This is a genomic window from Cysteiniphilum marinum (genome assembly GCF_014857925.1).
GTDB lineage: Bacteria > Pseudomonadota > Gammaproteobacteria > Francisellales > Francisellaceae > Caedibacter > Caedibacter marinus.
Map to the genome: position 1 here is coordinate 19,494 of NZ_JACYVZ010000020.1, position 14,029 is coordinate 33,522.

General features: G+C 38.7%; 14 protein-coding genes. 3 read left to right on the forward strand and 11 right to left on the reverse strand.

The window, feature by feature from the left end; translation table 11 throughout:
* Nucleotides 1–6: 6 nt before the first annotated feature.
* From IE867_RS09455 to IE867_RS14825, 4 genes are all read right to left on the reverse strand, one after another.
* Nucleotides 7–1,758 (reverse strand): alpha/beta fold hydrolase, encoded by a 1,752-nt coding sequence (locus IE867_RS09455; protein WP_192484481.1) that lies wholly within the window; start codon nt 1,756–1,758, stop codon nt 7–9.
* A gap of 9 nt (nt 1,759–1,767) precedes the next feature.
* Complete coding sequence (gene pilW, locus IE867_RS09460) at nt 1,768–2,520, reverse strand: type IV pilus biogenesis/stability protein PilW (RefSeq protein WP_192484482.1); 753 nt, start codon at nt 2,518–2,520, stop codon at nt 1,768–1,770.
* On the reverse strand, nt 2,520–3,644 hold the full coding sequence (gene rlmN, locus IE867_RS09465; protein ID WP_192484483.1) for a 23S rRNA (adenine(2503)-C(2))-methyltransferase RlmN: 1,125 nt from the start codon (nt 3,642–3,644) through the stop codon (nt 2,520–2,522). Before rlmN ends, pilW begins: the two co-directional genes overlap by 1 nt.
* 326 nt (nt 3,645–3,970) lie before the next feature.
* On the reverse strand, nt 3,971–4,105 hold the full coding sequence (locus IE867_RS14825; protein ID WP_263971901.1) for a hypothetical protein: 135 nt from the start codon (nt 4,103–4,105) through the stop codon (nt 3,971–3,973).
* A gap of 356 nt (nt 4,106–4,461) precedes the next feature.
* On the opposite strand from IE867_RS14825, the gene IE867_RS09470 reads away from it, so the two are divergent.
* The 3 genes from IE867_RS09470 to fabG all read left to right on the forward strand — a co-directional run bounded on the left by IE867_RS09470 (nt 4,462) and on the right by fabG (nt 7,644).
* Nucleotides 4,462–5,319: a universal stress protein gene (locus IE867_RS09470; RefSeq protein WP_192484484.1), complete on the forward strand. Its 858-nt coding sequence runs from the start codon at nt 4,462–4,464 to the stop codon at nt 5,317–5,319.
* 386 nt (nt 5,320–5,705) lie between these two features.
* Nucleotides 5,706–6,641, forward strand: a complete 936-nt coding sequence (gene fabD, locus IE867_RS09475) for an ACP S-malonyltransferase (protein WP_192484485.1) — start codon at nt 5,706–5,708, stop codon at nt 6,639–6,641.
* Nucleotides 6,642–6,903: 262 nt separating this feature from the next.
* Entirely contained in the window at nt 6,904–7,644 is a 741-nt protein-coding gene (fabG, locus tag IE867_RS09480; protein ID WP_192484486.1) for a 3-oxoacyl-ACP reductase FabG, read from the forward strand.
* Here fabG and IE867_RS09485 read toward each other — a convergent pair whose 3' ends face one another.
* The 7 genes from IE867_RS09485 to IE867_RS09515 form a co-directional block, all read right to left on the reverse strand.
* The gene (locus IE867_RS09485) at nt 7,645–8,817 is read right to left on the reverse strand and encodes a UbiH/UbiF/VisC/COQ6 family ubiquinone biosynthesis hydroxylase (protein ID WP_192484487.1); all 1,173 of its coding nucleotides are present in this window, start codon (nt 8,815–8,817) and stop codon (nt 7,645–7,647) included.
* On the reverse strand, nt 8,814–10,082 hold the full coding sequence (locus tag IE867_RS09490) for an FAD-dependent monooxygenase (RefSeq protein WP_192484488.1): 1,269 nt from the start codon (nt 10,080–10,082) through the stop codon (nt 8,814–8,816). The genes IE867_RS09485 and IE867_RS09490 overlap by 4 nt, the downstream gene beginning before the upstream one ends.
* 112 nt (nt 10,083–10,194) lie before the next feature.
* Nucleotides 10,195–11,595, reverse strand: coding sequence for a S41 family peptidase (locus IE867_RS09495; RefSeq protein ID WP_192484489.1), 1,401 nt, complete (start codon nt 11,593–11,595; stop codon nt 10,195–10,197).
* Between the two features lie 185 nt (nt 11,596–11,780).
* Nucleotides 11,781–13,046 carry a type II toxin-antitoxin system HipA family toxin gene (locus tag IE867_RS09500; protein WP_192484490.1) on the reverse strand — a complete coding sequence of 422 codons (1,266 nt, stop codon included), beginning with the start codon at nt 13,044–13,046 and terminating at the stop codon, nt 11,781–11,783.
* A gap of 2 nt (nt 13,047–13,048) precedes the next feature.
* Entirely contained in the window at nt 13,049–13,270 is a 222-nt protein-coding gene (locus tag IE867_RS09505) for a helix-turn-helix transcriptional regulator (protein WP_192484491.1), read from the reverse strand.
* A gap of 256 nt (nt 13,271–13,526) precedes the next feature.
* A complete protein-coding gene (locus IE867_RS09510; RefSeq protein WP_203249632.1) occupies nt 13,527–13,745 on the reverse strand; it encodes a type II toxin-antitoxin system PemK/MazF family toxin in 219 nt (72 codons plus the stop codon).
* Complete coding sequence (locus tag IE867_RS09515) at nt 13,732–13,953, reverse strand: CopG family transcriptional regulator (protein WP_192484492.1); 222 nt, start codon at nt 13,951–13,953, stop codon at nt 13,732–13,734. Before IE867_RS09515 ends, IE867_RS09510 begins: the two co-directional genes overlap by 14 nt.
* Nucleotides 13,954–14,029 lie beyond the last annotated feature (76 nt).

The following is a 14,029-nucleotide window of genomic DNA, read 5'->3' on the forward strand; positions in this document are numbered from 1 at the left end:
ATTCAATTACTGCGGGAACTTTACCCCATTTTCACTCATTCGCCAAGAAAAGTGTTCATATACGCCTGTTTTTCCTTGTTCAATTAATTGGTAGATTTCCTCTTGGCTAATCTCAAAATCCGTGCCCATAATATCCAAGGTATCAACGAAAACGACACGATTCCAATTGCTTGGCTCTAAATGTCGCTTAAGTGAAGCTAATGAATAAAACTTCATAAATTCTCGGGTGAATTCAAAGATATGCCCTATCTTATGAAACCCTTGTGAACCTTTACGCATTTGCTTTAAGGGATCTTCTTTAGGATCCAAACGAAAGCCTAAGGTTTCAGTATTAAATATTTCATCATTTGATGCACCATTATACAAAGCATTAAGCGCATTGTGCATATACTTTTTATCATCAAATAACTCTAGCGGACAATTCCAAATCAAACCGCCATCAACCAGAATATTTTCTTCTTTGCCATCTTTACGTTTAACTGCACGAAATAGCATCGGAATACACGTCGAGATTCTAAGCGCTTCGACCACTTGCATCGTTGGCGTTGTCTCTGCACTATAAACTTCAGCACACTCCTTGGTAAGGTTAGTGCCAATAATATATAAATCATTACCTGTTAGTTGTTTCAATGTTGCAAAATCAATAAAACCATCACCAAGTTTACGCGCAATAAGCTCAGCCATGTGACTGATAAAGAAATCTCCTTTATACCAGCCAAAATCAGTAATTAAACGTGTGGAATTACTGATAAAATTGCGACTAGCATCCATAAACAACCGATAATCTAATTGACTTACAATTTCCTCGACATCTTTGGCATTAAAGCCAACTGCCAACAAAATTGCATAAATCGCACCAGCTGAAGTGCCTGCAAAGCGATGAATATTTTTCAAAACGCCCAATGATTCAAGGGCCGTAATCGCACCACTATAAGCAATCCCTCTGACACCTGCGCCCTCAAAAACCAAATTGCGAAAGGCATGAATGTTTAACTCATCAATCGTCTGCCTCAGGAAATGATTAACACGCATTTTCGATTGACGCATTGGAAAAGGTGAAATACTTTCAAGCGGTTTAACACGTGCGCGATAAAATACCTTGTAGAAGTTATCAACTCTCTCACGCTTAGCTGGCAGATATTTCACCGAACGCAACACCATCGTTTTAATTCGTAACTTACCTGGATGTATATCCAAAGCAGGCAAGCTTAATAATGCTTGGTAATACGCTCTAATCACCCATAACCGTGGCAAGCTAGCACTATTATTGCCTTGCGATTCCACTTGTGCTTCATTTAAACGAAAAAAACGATAGCCCCATGAGAATGGCCATTGTAAATACCACGGCACATCCGTTAATTGCTCATAAGGCATTGGATTGATCAATAATTGTTTTTGAATCAATTTCGGGTATTTCTCACATAACAGCAAGCTAATCAATGCGCTATAGCCATAAGCAATAACCGTGATGTTTTCAAGTTTGAAATATTCAATCACACTTTGTGCATCAAGCACACTTTGCACCATTGAACATTCAATGACTTTTTTAGGATAGCCACTTTGCCCATGACCATATAAGTCATAAGCTACGATATTATATTCAGATGAAAATTTTCTAAATTGCGCCTGCCAGTTAATCGCACTTCCGGTAATACCATGCAAAAATAGTAACGTTTTACGTTTGTGATCAATCTCATTGTGATAAACACACAGCCTGCGATTGCTTCTAAACAATCGCTTGGTCATCGATAGAATCATCTAGATACCTTACTCGTACAATTTAGAGCTCAGCTGCAAGCGCAGGGTTGCCGCTTCATTGTAATTGCCTAAGGCTTGTAATATATCCATCTTAAGCTTCATACTCTCTTGTGTCTTACCTGCTAATTCAATATAACGATTAACCATGCTAAGTGCATCTTTATAGTCTCTTTCGTGATATTCAAGTTGCGCAAGTTCCCAATAAGATAGAGTACTTCCTGCCCCTTGATCTATCGCTTTCTCAAAATAGTGCTTGGCTTGTTTACTATTACCTTGTTCTAACAAACAACGCCCATAAAGGGTAAAAGTCTCAGCTAAATTAATATTTTTTGGCAGAACAATTGAGCGTTGAAATAAATTGTTGGCTTGTTGATATTTATGCTTATCCATACATAAAAATTGCGCATAAAAATTATAGGCTTGGAAATCATTTGGTGCCATGCGTAATGCTTTTTCATAAGAGCGCTCGGCAAGATCTGGCATGCCTAAGTTTTGATAATATAAACCTTCGGCATAATAGATTGTCGGTACATTAGCATCTTGTGACTTGGCTTTTAAGAGCTTCTCTTTGGCGCGATCTAACATCTCACGCTGCGCGTAAACCACGGCTAATTCAGCATTAATCTTTGCCGCTTTAGCGTAATCAACCGTCGGAGCCTCAGGAATGTCTGGTAACTGCTTGGAGTTACTAGCACATCCAGCTATCATTATAATTGATATAAAAAGTCCTGCCTTGACCAATGGATTCCTTGTTTTTAGCATTATGCCTCACTTAAGCTACGTTGATATCGCGCCTGACGCTTGGTTTTGTCCTGCACTTTACCTGCAAGTTGACCGCATGCCGCGTCAATATCATCACCTCTGGTTTTCCTAATCGTTGCCACGAAACCTGCTTCCGTTAAATATTGCTGAAAGCGATGTGTTCGATTGTTGCTAGGCTTCTTATAGGGCGTGCCAGGGTATGGGTTAAATGGTATAAGGTTGATCTTAGCCGGAACCTGTTTTGACTTCAATAGTGTTACTAGCTCTTTTGCATGCTCAAGCTCATCATTTACATGCTCCATTAAAGTGTACTCAAAGGTGATATCCTTATGTGGTCCACGCTGCGCATAAAGCTTACATGCTGCCATTAGCTCATCAATATTGTATTTCTTATTAATCGGAACCAGATCATTGCGAAGCGCATCATTAGGTGCATGTAGTGATACGGCTAATGAGACATCTGACTGCTCAAGTAAATCATAAATGCGTGGTACAACACCCGATGTGCTTAGTGTTACACGACGCTTTGACAAGCCATAAGCTAGATCATCCATCATAATATCCATCGCACTGACAACAGCATCAAAGTTCATCAATGGCTCACCCATGCCCATCATCACCACATTGGTCACGTGTCGATCGTGTTCACCTTGTTGCTTTGATAATGCACGCACTGCTGTCCACACTTGACCAATAATCTCAGCCACAGTTAAATTGCGATTGAAGCCTTGCTTGCCCGTTGAGCAAAAACTACAGTTCAACGTACAACCCACTTGTGAAGATACACACAATGTACCACGCGAACCTTCTGGAATATAAACGGTTTCAACTAAATTACCACCGACATCGATAAGCCACTTATACGTGCCATCATTTGACGGCTTATCTAATACCACTTTAGGAGCGACCACTTCAGCCACATCCATCAGCTTCTGACGCAAGGCTTTACTTAAATCACTCATGTCATCAAAAGATGTGATACCTTTTTGATGAATCCACTTAAATACCTGTTTAGCACGAAATGGTTTCTCGTCAATACTTGCAAAGTACGCTTGCAGGTCTTTTTGACAGAAATTCATTAGGTTGGTTTTTGTTACTACTTTCTCAATTGCCGTGTCCTGCATCTATATACTCTGTGTCGTTTTATTCTTTTTATTCCATTGATTTAATCACTAAAGTTACGCATTATGCATTTTTTCTACTTCAACACCCCGCCTCGCAAGCTTAAGCATCCCTCTTGCAAAGAGGGAATTAAAATTACCGTCATCCAATTCCCCTCTTTGCAAGAGGAGTGGCAGCCGTAGGCTGACGGGGTGTTTATAAAATCATAGTTTTTTATAAAATGCGTAAGTCAATTAATCAATGATATGATTGCATAGGGCATTATACAGATGATTATTTTGCGTTCAATAATTTTGTGAGATCTTTTGCTGTTTGCATATTGCGTAGTTTATACAAAATCGCTCTGGAAAACGACATGTTCAATGTATTTTTGTTGCAAAAGCGCCTCAGTTTTAAGTGATGTTAAAGCCAAAACACCAGCGACACCTACCATTACAATCACTAAAGCCATTACTGTTTTCATTATTTACTCTCATTGATCATTTTCACTATAGGCATTCTAACCTGTACTATTTATAAACAAAAATCATATAAACTTATAGCCTTATCAAAAAAACAAATAGCAACAAACGTGCTAGCAGTTCGCCAATAGTATTGCCATACCCATCAGGAATCATTTTGCGGTGTTTGATTGCAAAGTAATTTATGAAGATTTTGGCAAGTTGGATTGCAGGTAATAGTTAGGGCTATTATCAAAATTCAACTTGTCAAAAGCACGCAAAATACAAAGCAAAAAAATCTGTAAAATGGTTTGTGATGGGTATAAACTAATGTTTATGGAACATTTACCCATGGTTAACATTTATAAGGGAGCTCACCATGACATACAAAAAAGCACTTGTTGCCGTTAATATTTATGAAGACACAGAACACGTTATCGCATCAGCTAAAGCCATTGCACACAAGCTAAAGCTTAAGCTTGATGTCATGACCGTTATTGATAATGCTGCTGAATTTGTACCTGCGGCAATGGATTTCCAAAAAAGCTTACAAGAAAATGCCAAACAAAAATTACAAGAGATTAAGCCACAATTCGATGGTATTAATGCCGAGTTTCATATTGCGCAAGGCAATCCAAATTATGAAATCACACATTATGCTGAAGAAAATGACTGTGATCTGATTATTATTGGCTCACACGCACGTCATGGTTTAAACCTGCTACTAGGCTCCACAGCCAACAGTGTGTTGCATAAAGCTAAATGTGATGTTTTAACTGTACGTATTCGTGAGAACAATCCAAATCAAGTGATGAATTATGACAAGATTCTACTGGCTACGGATCTTGAGGATGATAGTGCCCAAGTTGCTCATCTTGCAAAGGAGATTGCGCATACTTTTGACTCATCGGTTTCAACAATTTGTGTTCAAGGTGATCCAACCGTTGTTACCGGCATTTATGGCATCGTGCCAGAAGTACAATCCCAACTTACTGAGGATATGCAGCAAAAACTTAATGATTGGTCAAACGAATACCAATTCAAAGGTCAACGTTACCTCCAAGCAGGTAGTGCCGCAGATGAGATTACTGAGACGGCTAACTCACACGGCTATGGTCTTATCGTCATAGGTAGCCATCAGCGTGGCGCCTTTGGCCGCTTTTTCCTAGGGTCAACTGCCAATGCGGTACTTCACCATGCTAAACAAGATGTACTTGTTACTAAGCTTAAAGCATAGATTCTATACTTTCCTTTATCCAATTCTTTAATCTCTGTGATAATTTATCTTAATCAATAACAAACCTTTTGAAGATTGGCGCAAAATTCACTAGGATAGTGCCAGCTTTAATAACTGAAGTTACGCACTTTAGAAAAACTATGATTGTATAAACACCCCGTCAGCCTACGGCTGCCATCCCTCTTGCAAAGAGGGGAATTGGGCAACAGTTAATTTTACATTCCCCTCTTTGCAAGAGGGATGCTTAAGTTTACGAGGTGGACTGTTGGAATAAAAAACGTGCGTAGCTTCAATTAACAACCGTATATCTATTGCTAATTATTTGCTGCTATTTATAAGCAAATAATTAGTGATGATTACAGTATTAAGAAACTAGGAATATCGATATGACAACAACAGCGATTGTTTTCCCAGGACAAGGCTCACAAAAACTTGGGATGCTCAGTGATTATTACGCACGTTTTAATGAAGTGAAACAAACCTTTACCGAGGCCAATGATGCTTTAGGTTTTGACCTTTGGCAAATTACTCAAGAAAATGAAGATAAGCTTAACCAAACAGAATATACACAACCTGCGTTATTAGCTGCAAGCATTGCCGTTTGGCGCGTGCTTAATAATCACAGCAATATTACCCCTGAAATACTTGCAGGACACAGCCTTGGTGAGTATTCGGCACTTTGTGCTGCAGGTAGCATTGATTTTGCTGATGCACTACGTTTGGTGCGTTTACGCGGGCAACTGATGCAATCAGAGATTACTGATAAAGCATGCGCCATGAGTGCTATTTTAGCATTAAGCAATGAAGAAGTGATCAAGTGCTGTGATCAAGCAAAATCAGCGGGCATTGTTGAACCTGCTAATTTTAACTCGCATGGACAAGTTGTGATCTCAGGTGAGTTACAAGCCGTTGAGAAAGCCAATGAAATCGCCAAAGAAATGGGCGCTAAACGCGCGCAACTTCTTCCTGTTAGCGTGCCATCGCATTGCTCATTAATGAAAGAGGCAGCTGATAAATTTGCTACGGCTTTAGATAAGATTACGATCAAAGTGCCAGCCATTAAAGTGATTCATAACTACGACGTTCAATCACATACTGACATTAATGAGATTAAAACCGCTTTGGTTAAACAGCTTTACTCGCCTGTCAAATGGACACAAACCATTGAGAAGATGGCTGAGCTTGGTATTACTAACGTTATCGAATGCGGTGCGAATAAGGTATTAACAGGTCTAAATAAGCGTATTGTTAAAGAGCTTAACTATCAAGATACCGCAAGCGTTGAGGCGATGGATAAACTGCTTGGGCAAGTTAAAGCATAATAGCTATAGCTACATTAAAGATGCTTGCTTAAGCCCCTTCGACTTACGCTCAGGGGACGATCTATTAACGTTGGCTGAACTCAGTTCTAAGCCTCTATTAAAGGCACTTACTTCGACCCCTTCAACTTACGCTCAGGGGACGATATACTGACGTTGGCTGAGCTTTAGTCGAAGCCTCTATTAAAGGCACTTGCTCTCAGAGAGCGATGAATAATGTTAAAAGAATATTTGAATATACCAATACAAACTAAAAGGATAAAAAATGAATTTTGAAAACAAAGTAGTTTTTGTAACAGGTGCAAGCCGTGGAATTGGTGCCGCTATTGCTAAAGATTTCGCTGAAAAAGGTGCAACCGTCATTGGTACAGCCACCTCTGAAGCAGGGGCTGAGAAAATCACTCAAACATTACAAAGCTATGGCAAAGGTCACGGCATTAAGCTTGATGTGACTGAAGCGTCAAGTATTGAAGCAGCTTTTGTTTGGATGAAAGATAACACAGGTTATCCAGATATTATTGTTAATAATGCCGGTATTACTAAAGACAATCTAATGATGCGTTTAAGCGAAGAGGATTGGCTAAGTGTCATTCACACTAACTTAGATTCTGTGTTTAATATTTCTAAAGCAGCGATTCGTCATATGATGAAAAAACGCTGGGGTCGCATCATTACAATTGGTTCAGTGGTTGGCACATCAGGTAACCCAGGACAAGCAAACTACTGCGCCAGTAAAGCTGGTGTTATTGGTTTTTCTAAGTCATTAGCGCAAGAAATTGCCTCACGCAATATCACCGTTAATGTGGTCGCACCTGGCTTTATCCAAACAGATATGACTGATAAATTAACGGGTGAGCAAAAACAAGCCATTATCACACAAGTGCCAGCACAAACATTGGGACAACCCGAGGATATCGCCCATGCGGTTACTTTCTTAGCATCTGAAGGTGCACGCTATATCACCGGACAAACAATACATGTCAATGGCGGCATGTATATGGCATAATCAGCCACCGGCGGCTTGCTCGATAAAAAATCGTTTTAATATCTTACTATTATTTACCGCATTAACACCCAAGGCTCTTAACGGCTTTATAAGCGGGTGATCATTACAAAAAAGCTGTTTTAGCCCTTGCATTGCATGAATCATCAACTGATTATCAAACTGGCGTTTACGCGCATATTTTGCCAATGTACTGCTATCGGCAATATTGCGTCGCAGATGCTTTGCTTCAGTTAATACCTCAATCAACGCGTGCACATCGGCAAAGCCTAAATTAATGCCTTGCCCCGCTAACGGATGAATCGTGTGCGCAGCATCGGCAATCAGCACCACACCCTGCTTGTAGTAATTATCAACATGGCGTTCAATCAATTCAAAGCTCATGCGCTTACTTTGTAATTGCAAATCACCTAATTTGCCTTCTGCAGTCATGCTAAGATATTCATTAAAGCTCTTATCATCCATCGCATTAAATGTTGTAAGCTCATCACTGGCGACTGAAAAGACAATAGAACATAAATAAGGATCACAAAGCGGCAAAAGTGCTAACACGCCCTTCTTCAAAAAGCGCTGATAAGCAATATCTTGATGCGGCTTTGTAGTTTTAACATTAGCAACGATGGCATGTTGCTGATAAGGTTTAATGCTGCAGTCAAAGTCATATTGCTGACGAATAAACGAATTAGCACCATCAGCGCCAACAATGAGTGTTGCCTCAAGCTCTTTGCCATGATCAAGTGTTATTGCAGTATGTGTTGCATGAGAAGTTAACGCTGTAATTTTCGAATGCTCAAAAATAGTAACATCTGACTTTTTCAGTGCTTGATATAATTGCGCAACGATTAAATCATTCTCAACAATCGCCCCTAGACTCTGCAGCGAACACTCATCGGCTTTAAGACTCAATTGTGCACTTGAGTTTTGATCCCAAACCTCCATGGCAACATAGGAATTAATGCGTATATTGACAATGTCACGCCAGACACCAAGCTCATTTAATAAGTCTTGGGAGGCGGCATTAATCGCACTGACGCGCTTTGGTGCTGTCGTATTATCAAACGACTTCACAATGTGTCCTACTTCAACCACAGCAACTTTAAAGCCGTTTTGCACTAAGCCTAAACTTAAAGACAAACCCGCCATGCCGCCACCGACAACCATTACATCATATTTCATAAGATACTTTTTCCATACTTTGAGCGCATTAAGCTTGAACCGTGATTATATTTGCCCATCATTAATTTGCTAAAAGATTTCTTCAAATGCTGATCACGCTCCAAGCAATGAAGGGCAAAACCTCTGGCAAGTTTAATGGGTAACACGTCCTGACTAAATACATTAATCATAGAATGTGTCAACAGTGCTGTGCGCTTATGATCAAATACTCTAGTCTCTTGATACTTAGCTAACATCTTAGCAATATTCTGTGTTGTAAACGCGACGTCATCATTTGCAAGTAAATCATAGACTATACCAATATCACGAATGCTGAGATTTAACCCTTGACCTGAAATCGGATGTAAAAAATGCGAGGCATTGCCAAATAATAATACATTTTTGCGATAAAGCGTTTGTGCACGAATAAGTGACAAGGGAAAACTTTTAAGCTCGCTCACATCAATAAAACGCCCCAAACGATAGCCAACAAGGCGCTGTATTTCTTTTAAAATAGTTGGTTTTGACCCTGCCTTCCAGTAGTCAACTTTATCATGATCAACACTCCACACGCATGCCATTTTCCGATCATCAACTGGTAAAAGTGCTAATACGCCATTATTAATAAAACGTTCATATGCAATATTGTTATGAGCTCTTTGTAGATCAAGATCAAACACTAGCGCGCTTTGCTGATAATCATGTGTATGAGCCGAAATACCCGCCTTTTCACGCAACTTAGACTGCGCACCATCAGCAGCAATAATTAAATCTGCTGTTATTTCTAAGGTGTTACCATCTTTTTCAATCACTAAATTAAAACGCTCATCCTGCTCCAACAAATCAAGCACCTGACAGTCTTGATAAAGTATAATATGATTTTCATCCATAAGCGCTTGATATAACGCTGGCAATAAGTGCTTCATCTTAACGACAATACCTAAAAACGCTAAGCCTTCATCTTTAGCATAAAGATTAGTCTGCGCATATTGCCCTTTGTCTGACACATGCACTTGCTTGATATATTCAACATGGTCTTTGATCTTCTGCCAAATACCTAAAGTATTTAGCACACAAACCGAGCTATACGACAAGGCAATCGATCTATTGTCAATTTTACTTAGTTCAGTATTGGCAAGCTTTTCAATAAGTGTGATTTGCTTATTTTGCTTTGCTAAGCTCAATGCCATCAACATACCAACAGCACCACCACCAACAATCACTATCTCGTGGTGGCTCTTATCTAGATTGTTCTTTTTATTGTCTTTAGTCATTTTCAATAACAAGTATATATACGCCCTTATTAACTGAAGATAGTTTAACGATAGTTGTTAGACTTTAGAATGGCTGATAGACATTATTCTTTTGAATTCATTTAAATTCTTTGGATTCTTTGTTTTACGCATTCGCTAGCGCATTATTTGACGGCACTTTATTCATCGCATTTAAGACCTTCAATATACTAATAGCTTGCGCTAACTGCTTATCTTTATGCAATAGACTTTGCGCATTTTTATAGTCTTTCTTATAGTTTGCCAATGCTTCTTTTGTTGCTTTATCCTTTTGAATATCATTATTTGAAACAATGGCATGTTCAAAACTACTTTCATCAAAGACTAACGCTAGCGTATCGCTATCACCTTCATCATCTTTCGTATTATCTGCCAATAAATCAATCTCTTCTTCATCAATGATGACATCAGGAATAACCCCTCTTGATTGAATGGCAACCCCATTAGGTGTGTAATATCGTGCCGTTGTCAACTTCACGGCATTGGTTTCTGAAATAGGAATAACTGTTTGTACAGAGCCCTTGCCAAAGGTTTTCACCCCCACAATCACCGCTCTTTGGTGGTCTTGCAGCGCGCCTGCGACAATTTCTGATGCTGAGGCAGAGCCCATATTCACCAATACAACCATCGGTAGGCCATGGATATAATCATTACTCACAGCATAACTTGTGATTGACTCCAATGGATTACGTGATTTGGTAAAAACAATTTTTTTAGGATTTGTAGGTGTTACTTGCAAAAAAGTATCACTAACTGCCACAGCAGCATCTAACAGTCCTCCAGGGTTATTGCGTAAATCCAACACATAACCTTTCACATGCGCATTTTCCTTAACCAGCTTATCGATATTTTTCTTCAACTCTTCAGCAGTATTGCCTTGAAATTGACTAATTCGTAAATAACCATAGTCTTCTGCCACAATCTCAGACTTAACCGAGTCTAGCTTGATATTTTCACGTATTAATGACAATTTAATCGGCTTAGGCGCTTTAGGTCGCAACAATGTGATTGAAACTTCAGTCCCCGGTTGGCCACGCATCTTTTGCACCGCTTCATCCAAAGTTAAACCGGCAACACTGATATCGTTGATTTTAATAATATAATCACCCGCTTTAACACCTGCGCGCTGTGCAGGTGTGTCATCAATCGGTGAGATGACCTTGATGCGCTCATTTTCAGCACTAACATGCATACCAAGACCAGCAAACTCGCCATGCACGGACATTTGCAGATCCTCAAAATCATCATCATCTAAAAATCTTGAGTGCGGATCCAACGACTGCAACATACCATCAATCGCTCCTTCAAGAATCTCCTCATCACTTAACTCATCAACATAAGCTTGTTTTACCAAACCAATACTACGTGATAACTTATCAATGTGTTTTTGTGTGTCTGGGCTTTGTCTGACTTGATTTACTTCGTTTAGTTGATTGCCTTGCGAAAATACTGGCATACAAAGAAAACCAAACAATGATATATAGAGTGTCAAATTTATTTTTTTCATAGCCTGTACCTCTACTTTAGCTTATAAGAAACATCCGTTTACTCCGGTTCCTGTTTATTCTTAAGTGTAGAAAGTATTTACATATTTTCAAATAAAGATTGAATATTGGTATAGTCACTTTGCTATGGGCAATCTGATTTCAAATGTCACTATTTGAGAAGGTACATCACTTAGAGTATCTATGCTTACTGGTATGATTGAGAAGGTTTAAGTAGCCTTTGCTGATGTTTTTGAATCGTAACAATAATATCTTGATATACATTGGATTGATAATGTTTGTCATTATTCAGTGTATCTGCTAACACAATCGCCTTATCTACAATCGTATTAAGCATTGGTTTTAGGATGTTTGATAGCGTAAATACTTGTTTAAAACCAATCGCTTCTGCTAATTGCAGAAAATGTCTTAGATAAACTTCCTGAAATTTATATTTACTGGCAATTTTCATGGCCATTTTTGCCTTGAGTGATTTGTCGTAAATTGTTGTACTCAACAAATCATAGCGCGGCGCTAGTATCATGCTGTTTTGATGATATAAAATGGAGAAGTTTTTGCCATGGGCATCACCGTTGCCAATAAGGAAGTTAAAAACAACCGTTTTAAATAGCTCAATTTTGTCTTGTGTGCGCATTTTCCCTTTTTTAATTTGTATATCAAGCAGTTTAAAACAATCAATCAATGAGGGACCACCTTCGTTCTCATATTTGATTTCTGGAGGAATATGTAAAGCCTGACAAAAATCCTCCTGATGTAGACGATGAATTTGTCTTTGTACAATCATTCGATCATAACGTTCAACAATATAGTAGGGTGTGTTCTCAAGCCATAAAATATCAACGTTTGCAGCGTTTAATCCGCAGGATTTAGCAAGTTTCATGCAAAATAGCTCATTGAAAACAGTGTCGGTTAATCCATGGATTGCTGGCTTAATAATGTGACTGGAGGGGGCGTTTTCAAGCGGTATAGCTAGCTGGTTGTTGGCAAAAGCAATAACAAGCTTATCCTGTGCTCCTGCCTGAGATAGTTTGATGCCGTCATCTCCTGCTAGAAGGGGGTGTTTATGTAGTGTCTTTAGAATATCATTGGCATCATGATCATTAAGAATTTTGTATTGATACTCTGAGTCTGCTTCAGGGGGATAGAATGATACAGAACCGGCACACTCCCCACCGATAGCCTTGAGTAATGCAAAAGTATTCTTAGATGAAATATGCAAGTGCTTAGCTAAGCGAGATCGTAACGGTTCGTCAGGAAGTAAGCCAGAGAAATAAGCAAAGGTAAGCTCATGACCAAATGCTTCATTTTGTAACGGTAGTGACATTGACAAAGGAGGATTGTTATTGTCAGAAGTATATGTTGGTAAATAGTTGAAGCTCAATTTTCCGTCACTTAGAGAGAGAGTTCCAATGCAGATGTTATTGAAATAAACGGTTAAGGTTTCAACTGCCATAGTCACATCCACTCACAATGCAGATCTAGTGCAATGCCAATGGCTCCAAGCAGGTGGATGACCTTGCCAATTTCTGCAGTTTCTTTACCATTTTCAATGTCACTAATAAAGCGGGTGCCAACACCGCTAATGCCTGAAAGATCTGATTGAGTAAAATTTTGTGCTTTCCGTGCTTTGCGAATAATATCACCAATATCTTGGGTGTTGATTATATTAACTCTCATTTATCAAGTGCCTTTTATTCCCGATCAGGCATAATTTTAAGCAAGCTTGGTATGTGTTGTCAATATTTTCCCTAGCGGGAATATTTTATAGATTAAATTACAATACATTCAATTAGCTTCTAAAATAAATAAACACAATTTAGACACTCAAATGTAAGCGAATACCTATATTAATCTTCTCAATGATTGCACTTTTTAGTGTACCGATTTTGTGACTCATTATTCGCTGAACTGAAACCGTTCTAATCTGATGACATTACGCTTTAGAATCTTTTGTCAAACCAGATTCACTCGTTGCAATAAAAACTTCAAATGGATAAACTTTAGTCACATTAGAGGTAATTGGAATAACCGTAATAGTTGCAGATACTTTATTATTTGCATTATTACTCACGATAACAACGGGGCGAGTTTTTCTAATTTCTTGCCCCACTGTAGGGTCAAGATTCATAAAATATATCTCACCACGTTTCATCACTTAATCCATCATTAATGGTTACATCAAAACTTGAGTCAATTTCTTTATTCGCCATTTTATAAGCCTGCTCAAGCTGCTGTTGTTGCAGTAAATTCAAAGCCTCTTGAATGATCTTTGATTTATCTTTATGTGAAGTTTTTGCATAACTTTTAATAAACTCAAACTGCGTCGCAGGTATTGATATTGATAATCTTGCTGAAGACATAATAATTTCTCCTAAAAAGTAACATCCAAAGTATTACTGAAAATATGAATTTTGTCAAAATCTATCTTACTTCACC

What these genes read in the sequence shown, in the direction of transcription:
- IE867_RS09505 (WP_192484491.1), bottom strand. Translation starts at nt 13,270, where the DNA reads ATGAGAGTTAATATAATCAACACCCAAGATATTGGTGATATTATTCGC.
- fabD (WP_192484485.1), top strand. Translation starts at nt 5,706, where the DNA reads ATGACAACAACAGCGATTGTTTTCCCAGGACAAGGCTCACAAAAACTT.
- IE867_RS09500 (WP_192484490.1), bottom strand. Translation starts at nt 13,046, where the DNA reads ATGGCAGTTGAAACCTTAACCGTTTATTTCAATAACATCTGCATTGGA.
- IE867_RS09455 (WP_192484481.1), bottom strand. Translation starts at nt 1,758, where the DNA reads ATGATTCTATCGATGACCAAGCGATTGTTTAGAAGCAATCGCAGGCTG.
- fabG (WP_192484486.1), top strand. Translation starts at nt 6,904, where the DNA reads ATGAATTTTGAAAACAAAGTAGTTTTTGTAACAGGTGCAAGCCGTGGA.
- IE867_RS09470 (WP_192484484.1), top strand. Translation starts at nt 4,462, where the DNA reads ATGACATACAAAAAAGCACTTGTTGCCGTTAATATTTATGAAGACACA.
- pilW (WP_192484482.1), bottom strand. Translation starts at nt 2,520, where the DNA reads ATGCTAAAAACAAGGAATCCATTGGTCAAGGCAGGACTTTTTATATCA.
- IE867_RS09495 (WP_192484489.1), bottom strand. Translation starts at nt 11,595, where the DNA reads ATGAAAAAAATAAATTTGACACTCTATATATCATTGTTTGGTTTTCTT.
- IE867_RS09515 (WP_192484492.1), bottom strand. Translation starts at nt 13,953, where the DNA reads ATGTCTTCAGCAAGATTATCAATATCAATACCTGCGACGCAGTTTGAG.
- IE867_RS09485 (WP_192484487.1), bottom strand. Translation starts at nt 8,817, where the DNA reads ATGAAATATGATGTAATGGTTGTCGGTGGCGGCATGGCGGGTTTGTCT.
- rlmN (WP_192484483.1), bottom strand. Translation starts at nt 3,644, where the DNA reads ATGCAGGACACGGCAATTGAGAAAGTAGTAACAAAAACCAACCTAATG.
- IE867_RS14825 (WP_263971901.1), bottom strand. Translation starts at nt 4,105, where the DNA reads ATGAAAACAGTAATGGCTTTAGTGATTGTAATGGTAGGTGTCGCTGGT.
- IE867_RS09510 (WP_203249632.1), bottom strand. Translation starts at nt 13,745, where the DNA reads ATGAAACGTGGTGAGATATATTTTATGAATCTTGACCCTACAGTGGGG.